Source organism: Streptomyces sp. NPDC005496 (assembly GCF_042872045.1).
Lineage (GTDB): Bacteria > Actinomycetota > Actinomycetes > Streptomycetales > Streptomycetaceae > Streptomyces.
Window position 1 is genome coordinate 279755 of record NZ_JBIAJQ010000005.1, and the last position, 6800, is coordinate 286554.

General features: G+C 70.1%; 3 protein-coding genes and 1 pseudogene. 2 read left to right on the top strand and 2 right to left on the bottom strand.

The features are described 5' to 3' along the window. The first annotated feature begins 103 nt into the window (after window positions 1–103). Window positions 104–1084 (top strand): acyl-CoA desaturase, encoded by a 981-nt coding sequence (locus tag ACFYQQ_RS17325; RefSeq protein WP_355781547.1) that lies wholly within the window; start codon window positions 104–106, stop codon window positions 1082–1084. 539 nt (window positions 1085–1623) lie between these two features. Here ACFYQQ_RS17325 and ACFYQQ_RS17330 read toward each other — a convergent pair. Then, window positions 1624–2606: pseudogene (locus ACFYQQ_RS17330) on the bottom strand (replication initiator). 101 nt (window positions 2607–2707) lie between these two features. Then, window positions 2708–2956, bottom strand: a complete 249-nt coding sequence (locus ACFYQQ_RS17335) for a SpdD protein (RefSeq protein ID WP_355781551.1) — start codon at window positions 2954–2956, stop codon at window positions 2708–2710. Between the two features lie 477 nt (window positions 2957–3433). Here ACFYQQ_RS17335 and ACFYQQ_RS17340 point away from each other — a divergent pair. Next, a partial coding sequence (locus tag ACFYQQ_RS17340; RefSeq protein ID WP_388904818.1) for a CHAT domain-containing protein occupies window positions 3434–6800 on the top strand: 3367 nt, incomplete at its 3' end.

Consider the following 6800-nt stretch of genomic DNA (forward strand, 5'->3'; position numbering starts at 1 on the left):
CATCTGCCTCCTTCAGAGAGCTTCAGCGACATGACCACCAACACCACGGTCCGCCCCCCTTCATCGGAGTTCATCGGAGACGTCCGGCAGTGACTTCGCCCGATTGTCGAGAAAGATCGCTGATGCCGGCCTGCTGGGGCGCCGTCCCGGCTATTACGCAGTGCGGATCACCGTGGTGGCCGCGCTCTACGTCGGTGGGTGGGCCGCCGTCGCGCTCATCGGCGACAGCTGGTGGACGCTGACCGTCGCCGGCTTCCTGGCCGTCGTCTTCGGCCAGGTCGCCCTGCTCGCCCATGACGCGGCCCACCGCCAGGTGTTCCGCCGACGCAGGGCCAGCGAAGCATCCGGCCGGATCGCCGGCACCGGCGTCGGGATGAGCTACGGATGGTGGCAGGACAAGCACACCCGCCACCACGCCAACCCCAACCACGAGGAACTCGACCCCGACCTCGACCCCGACCTCCTGGTCTGGTCCCAGGACCAGGCCCGGGCCGCCAAGGGGCTCCCCCGCCTGATCGGCCGCTGGCAGGCGTTCCTGTTCTTTCCGCTCCTCACCTTGGAGGGCTTCAACCTGCACGTGTCAAGCGTGAAGGCGCTGGCCAATCGCTCGCTCAAGCACCGAACACTCGACGGCGCCCTGCTGTTCGCGCACTTCGCGCTCTACCTGACCGTCCTGCTCTGGCTGCTGCCGCCCGGCATGGCGATCGCGTTCGTCGCCGTCCACCAGGGCCTGTTCGGCGTCTACCTCGGCTCCCTCTTCGCTCCGAACCACAAGGGCATGCCGATCCTGACGGGCGATGACCGCCCGGACTTCCTCCGCCGCCAGGTGCTCACCTCACGCAACGTGCGCGGCGGCTGGTTCACGGACATCGCATTGGGCGGGCTGAACCACCAGATCGAGCACCACCTGTTCCCCAGCATGCCCAGCCCCAACCTGCGCAAGGCCCGGACCATCGTCCGCCGCTACTGCGAGGAACTGGGCGTGGACTACGTCGAGACCGGGCTGATCAACTCCTACCGGCAGGCCCTCACCAGCCTCCATCAGGCCGGAGCACCGCTCAGGCACCCCGGCGTCCCCGCCTAGAGAGGTGCTGCCGTAGCCATCCGTGCCCGTGGTGTGGTGACTGACACGGGACACATCAAGGCTCAGCCCTGGACCTGCCTGTGTCCCGGCTTCTTCACGACATGCCTGCCCCCCGTGATCCCGCAGGCCCGTCATCTCCTCGCAGCCCTCCCCTCGAAGTCGGCCCGCTCTATCGCCTCGGCGGTGTCCAGCAGGCCCGTGTTGCAGGGACTGCTCCGAGCCGCCTCCGGCCCGAGTCGTTCGGTCGCCGCTGAGCCCTGCTCCAGGTGCTCCTGCAACGGCGACCTTCCGGGCAACGCTCGCTTCCAGGGCTCGTCCGTGCGCCAGCCACCAAGAGTGGCCCTCCTCGTCTCCAAGCCGACGGCGTGCCCATGGCGTGCCCTTAAAACCGGTGAACCGCGGTCAACAGCGGTGCGATCCCACGCTTCCGGGCGCCACGCCAGAGCGCATATGACCAGGTCAGAAGCCATCCGGTCCGCCAAGCGCCGTGGCTTCCCAAGCTGAGAGCGCGAGTTCGATTCTCGTCACCCGCTCCATGATCAAGGCCCAGGTCGTCGACCGGGGCCTTTTTTGCTGTGTTCGGCGATCACTCGCCGCGTGCCAGATTCGTGCCAGAAGGCCTGTCCGGCGATCTCCCGGCCGCGGCGGCCCGCGCCTTTCGCACGGTGGCGTCGAGGCCGGCGGCGACCTCCTGCTGTCGGTCGTCGTCGGAGTGCTGGTAGATCAGCGCGGCCGTCGAGGAGCGGGCCGGGTGTCTCGGCGAGGCGTGCGGCCGAGCGGATCGCGTCGGTGAGGAGTTCTGTCGTGGCCCAGGCGGGCGGGGAGTCCTCGGCACCTTCGGGACCGTCGAGACGGATCACGGCGTGGAAGTGCACGGCTCCGCGTCGCTGGTACTCGGCGACCTTGGCATACGACACCTTCAGGCAGTGGCGCAGCTCGGAGCGTCCAATGCCCGCGCGGGAGGCGAGCTGTTGACGGAGGTAGGTGGTTAAGCGAGCCCACAGGGCACCGGCGTGCGCGTTCCACAGGACGGCGGCGCGGTAGTCGTAGCGCTCAGGGTCCAGGGGCGTGCCGAGGACCGGATCGTCGTCGGCGTGGAGACGGCCGCAGCGGCAGCGACCACCGCCGGGCCGGTTGTGGACGGGCCGAAGGACGGGGCGGTGAAGGTGGCGAAGAGGCGCGGGTGTCGGGCGACCGCCAGACCGATTCCCTTGCCGCCGCTCAGGCCGGCCGTGACGAGATGGAGGGTGTCTTTGCGGTAGACCTCGGCGCAGGCAGCACACCGGGTGGCGCGGCGATTGTTGCAGCGGATGAGGAGCTGTCCGGCGGGGAGGTCGTGGTCGACGACTTCGCCGACGATCTCACCGGTTGCGGCGTGGACGTCGAGGCGGTGGCCCTCCATCCGTATGGGCCGCTCGCAGCCGCCGAGTCGTTGGATCTGCCGGACGTAGCTGCTGAGGTCGCCGAATTGGGCGAGGTTCGCCACCTGACGGATGACTCCGGTCGGAGTCTCGAGGCGCATGTGCAGATTCCTCCAGGGAGTGACAGAGGTCGGGGCAGGCACCTCGGCTTGTCCAGGGGGTTAGACAGCATGGGCAGGCCGAGGCGCGACAGACGATGAGGTCAGTGGCGGTCGCTCTTAAGGATCGAGCGGACGGTGACCGCGCAGACGGCCACGGAGGCGGCGGTGATCGCGACCCCGAGGAGCATGGAGACCAGGACCGCGCCGACGACGAGGACCAGGGCGCCACCGCCGGCCGCGAGGGCGAGGGTGCTGCCCGCGGTGAGCTGGACAGCCCGCCGATTGGGCACTGGGGCCGGAGCGGGCGCGCAAGGCGGCGTCGGGGTCGGCTGCCTGTCCGGTGGCGGCATGGAGTTCCTCGGCGAGGGCCTGGACGCGGTCGACGAGGGCGGGCGGCAGGGCGACGGCGGGAACGGGCGGCGGCTGGGTGGCGAAGCTCGCAGGAAGCTCGTCGGCGACCGGTTCCGTAGCCGGTGGCGGAACCTCACCAACGTCCCGAGGACAGCGATGAGCGAAACAAGTACGGCCTGCATAGCAGCAAGTTCAGCAGCTACGACCAAGCCTGGCGAGACCGCGACCGCCACCATGCCCTGCCGCGGCGGATGCCTGTCGAACGAGATGCGCCGTTCACCTGGGCTGCCGCTACGGCGGTAGTGACCTGGGCGGACATGCCAACGACCACGTCCGCCCTTACAAGCCCGCGGTCCCCCCCCCTCTTCTGGTGCAGTCGTGCTTGGGTCGGTATCCGGCGAGGTGTTCGCGGAGCCGCTTCAGCAGATTCGGGCGTTTTGGCCTCACGGTTGGGGCCTTGTTCCTACGCTGAGTTCATGGTTACGGGGCTGGTTGTGGATGCCAACAGGTTTGAGCTCGTCGTTGATGGCCGGCGGGTCGGTCCCCGTCGGGTGTTGCAGACTGCTGACGTCGAGCTGCTCACTGCCGTCGCCGGCCGGTATGTGGATGCCGTGCGCAATGGCTCCAAGGACCAGGCGCTGCTCGCGGTGGGGCGCGAGTTGTATCGGTGGCTCGACGGTGACCTGGGTCAGTTGACGGGTCTGCTCGATGAGGCGTCGGCGCCGCTGGTGTTCGAGGTCCGGGCGCCGGCGAGGCCGTCCGCGGCGGCGTGGGCGCTGCTACGGGCCCCGTACGAGCTGCTGGCAGCCCCTGATAGTGGATTCCTTGCCGAGGCGCCGGAGTTGTTCGCTGTGGCGCGTCGGCTCGGCCAGCCGAGTCCGGCGCTGGCCCTGGACGGGTACCGGCTGGGGGTGGCGTTCATGGCCTCGGCCCCCCGGGGCCAGCACGAGCTGGACTTCGAGGCCGAGGAGTTGGCCATCCTCAACGCCGTCGGGGAGACGAGCCTTGATCTCGTCGTCGAGGACTCCGGCAATCCCGAGCATCTTGGCCTGCGTCTGTCCGAGCTGGGCGGGATGCCGGTGGTGCATCTGTCGTGTCACGGGCTGCACAACTGGCGCCCGGGGCCCGACAAGCCCGCCACCCCCGTCCTGCTGATGGAAGACGATCTAGGGGACGGGTGTCCGACGAGCGCGGACGCGCTGGTGGGCTTGTTGACTCCGCGGCCGCGGCTGGCGTTCGTGTCGGCCTGTCTGACCGCCACCGGTGCCGACGTGGCCGGGCATGTTCCCGCCGGCGCCGGCCACCGCGGCGGCCCGATGGCCGAGTCCGGCGTGCCGGTGGCGCATTCGATGGCCACCGGGCTGGTGGCCGCCGGGATTCCCGCGGTCATCGGCTGGGACGGCTCGGTCAGCGACCAGGCCGCCACTCGTTTCGCCGAACGCCTCTACCGGCAGCTGGGCCGTCGTGTCGGGGTGGCCGAGGCCGTCGCCGAGGCCCGCCGCCACCTGCTGGCCTGTTCCGAAGAGCGCCAGCGCGCCGAATGGCACCTGGCGCGGCTGTGGCTGGGGCCGGCCGGTGGCGGTGTGCTGGTCGGGGGAATCCGTAAACGCCAGATGGTGCCGCCGCATCATGTGACCAAGGCGTTCCTGGACCGCAAGCACCAGCTGCCGGTCGCGGCCGCGGAAATGTTCGTGGGCCGCCGCCCGGAGATGCAGCGCACGCTGCGGGCTCTGCGCGGTGGGCAGAGGGCCGGGGTTCTGCTTCACGGGCAGGGCCGGTTGGGCAAGTCGAGCCTGGCTGCCCGGATCGCTGACCGTCATCCCAACCGCGCCGTGGCGGTCGTGTTCGGCGACTACACCCCCACCGCGATCCTCGACGCCATCGCCGACGCCGCCACCACCAATGCCGCTGCCCGCACCCTCATCGAAGCCAGGCGCGCCGAGGTCCGCGAACAGCCCGACCGCCTCAAACCGCTCCTGATCGATCTGCTGGCCGGACCGTGCTCCCAGGAACTCGACGACGTTCACAAACCCCTGCTGCTGATCATCGACGATCTCGAACAGATCCTGACCGCCAACCCCGATGGCCCGCACCGGCTCGATCCCGGGCACGCCACCGTACTCGCCGACGTGCTCTCCGCGTTCGACCCGGCCATCACCGACAGCCGCTTGCTGGTCACCAGCCGCTACACGTTCACTCTCGGCGGGCTGGAGACCCGGCTGGAACCGGTCCAGTTACAGCCCCTGTCGCCAGCGGCCCAGCGCAAGCTCCAACGGCGTCAGCAGGACCTCGCCCCGGCCCACTACCGGACCCAGCGCGCCGACCTGGCCCAGCGGGCGCTGAAGGTGAGCTGCGGCAACCCCGGGCTGCAGGACCTTATCGGGCTGCGTCTGGTCTACAGCGACCAGGTCGACCGGGCCCGCGCCGAGGCCGCCGTCGTCGGCATGGAGGCCTACCTCGAGCAGGGCGACCTGCCGGCCGACAACGCCGACATCGGCGCGTTCCTGGAGAACCTGGCGCTCGACGCTCTTCTCGACGAGGCCGGGCCCGCCCACCGTGATCTGTTGCGGGCCTGCACCCTGTTCACCGTCCCGGTCCCGCACCCCGTCATCGACACCCTCGCAGATACTGTCGGCGGATCGGCGTCCCGCCTGTGCGGCCTCGGGCTCCTTGATGCCTTTCCCGACCAGCACCGCCCCGACGCCCCGGCCCTGGCCGTCAACGCCCTCGCTGCCGGACGCCTGTCCCCCCTCACCCCCGACGAGCAAGCCGCCCTCGCCACCGTGGCCGCCGAACCGCTGTATGCCGAGTGGGGCGGTGCCACACCCCGGCCCGCCCGCGGCAGCGACCTGGACCTGCAGCTGACCCGACTGGCCCTGGTCGCCGACAACCCGGCCATCACCGCCGACTGCGCCACTGCGGCCGTGGACGCCTTGCGGCAGGGCCCGGCCTCCATCGCCGCCGAGCTCGGCCACCACGCGATCGCTCTCCTCGACCGCCACCACCAGGAGGTTCCCCTCATCCTGCTACGGGCCGTCGCCGACGCGGCTGGCACCAGCGGCGACGGAGACCACGCCGACACCCTGCTCCAACGTGCCATCCAGCAGACCCGCACCAGCGACCGGCAGACCAACCCGGCCGACCACGCCGCAGTCCTCTACGACCACGCCAGCCGCCTCATCACTCGCGGCGAGATCGACCAAGCCGAGAACCAGCTCCACCAGGCCCGCCAACTGTTCACCGACGCCGGCGACACCAGGTCCGTCGCCATCATCTGGGGTCAGATCGCCGATATCGTCGAGCGGCGGGGTGAGGTCGACGAGGCACTGCGGATCCGCCGCGAGATCGCCCTGCCGGCGTTCGAGCGAATCGGTAGCACCCGCGAGGTCGCGGTCACCTGGGGAAAGATCGCCGATATCGTCGAGCGGCGGGGTGAGGTCGAGGAGGCGCTGCGGATCCACCGCGAGATCGCCCTGCCGACGTTCGAGGGAATCGGCGACACCAGCTCGGTCGCGGTCACCTGGTCAAAGATCGCCGATATCGTCGAGCGGCGGGGTGAGGTCGAGGAGGCGCTGCGGATCCGCCGCGAGATCGCCCTGCCGGCGTTCGAGCGGATCGGTGACACCCGCGAGGTCGCGATCACCTGGGGAAAGATCGCCGACATCCTCCAGCGGCGGGGTGAGGTCGAGGAGGCGCTGCGGATCCACCGCGAGATCGCCCTGCCGACGTTCGAGCGGATCAGTGAAACCAGCTCGGTCGCGGTCACCTGGTCAAAGATCGCCGATATCGTCGAGCGGCGGGGTGAGGTCGAGGAGGCGCTGCGGATCCGCCGCGAGATCGCCC

Bases quoted from the DNA above. Each gene is read 5' to 3' on its own strand.
- ACFYQQ_RS17335 (WP_355781551.1), bottom strand. From the start codon at position 2,956: ATGCCGCCACCGGACAGGCAGCCGACCCCGACGCCGCCTTGCGCGCCC.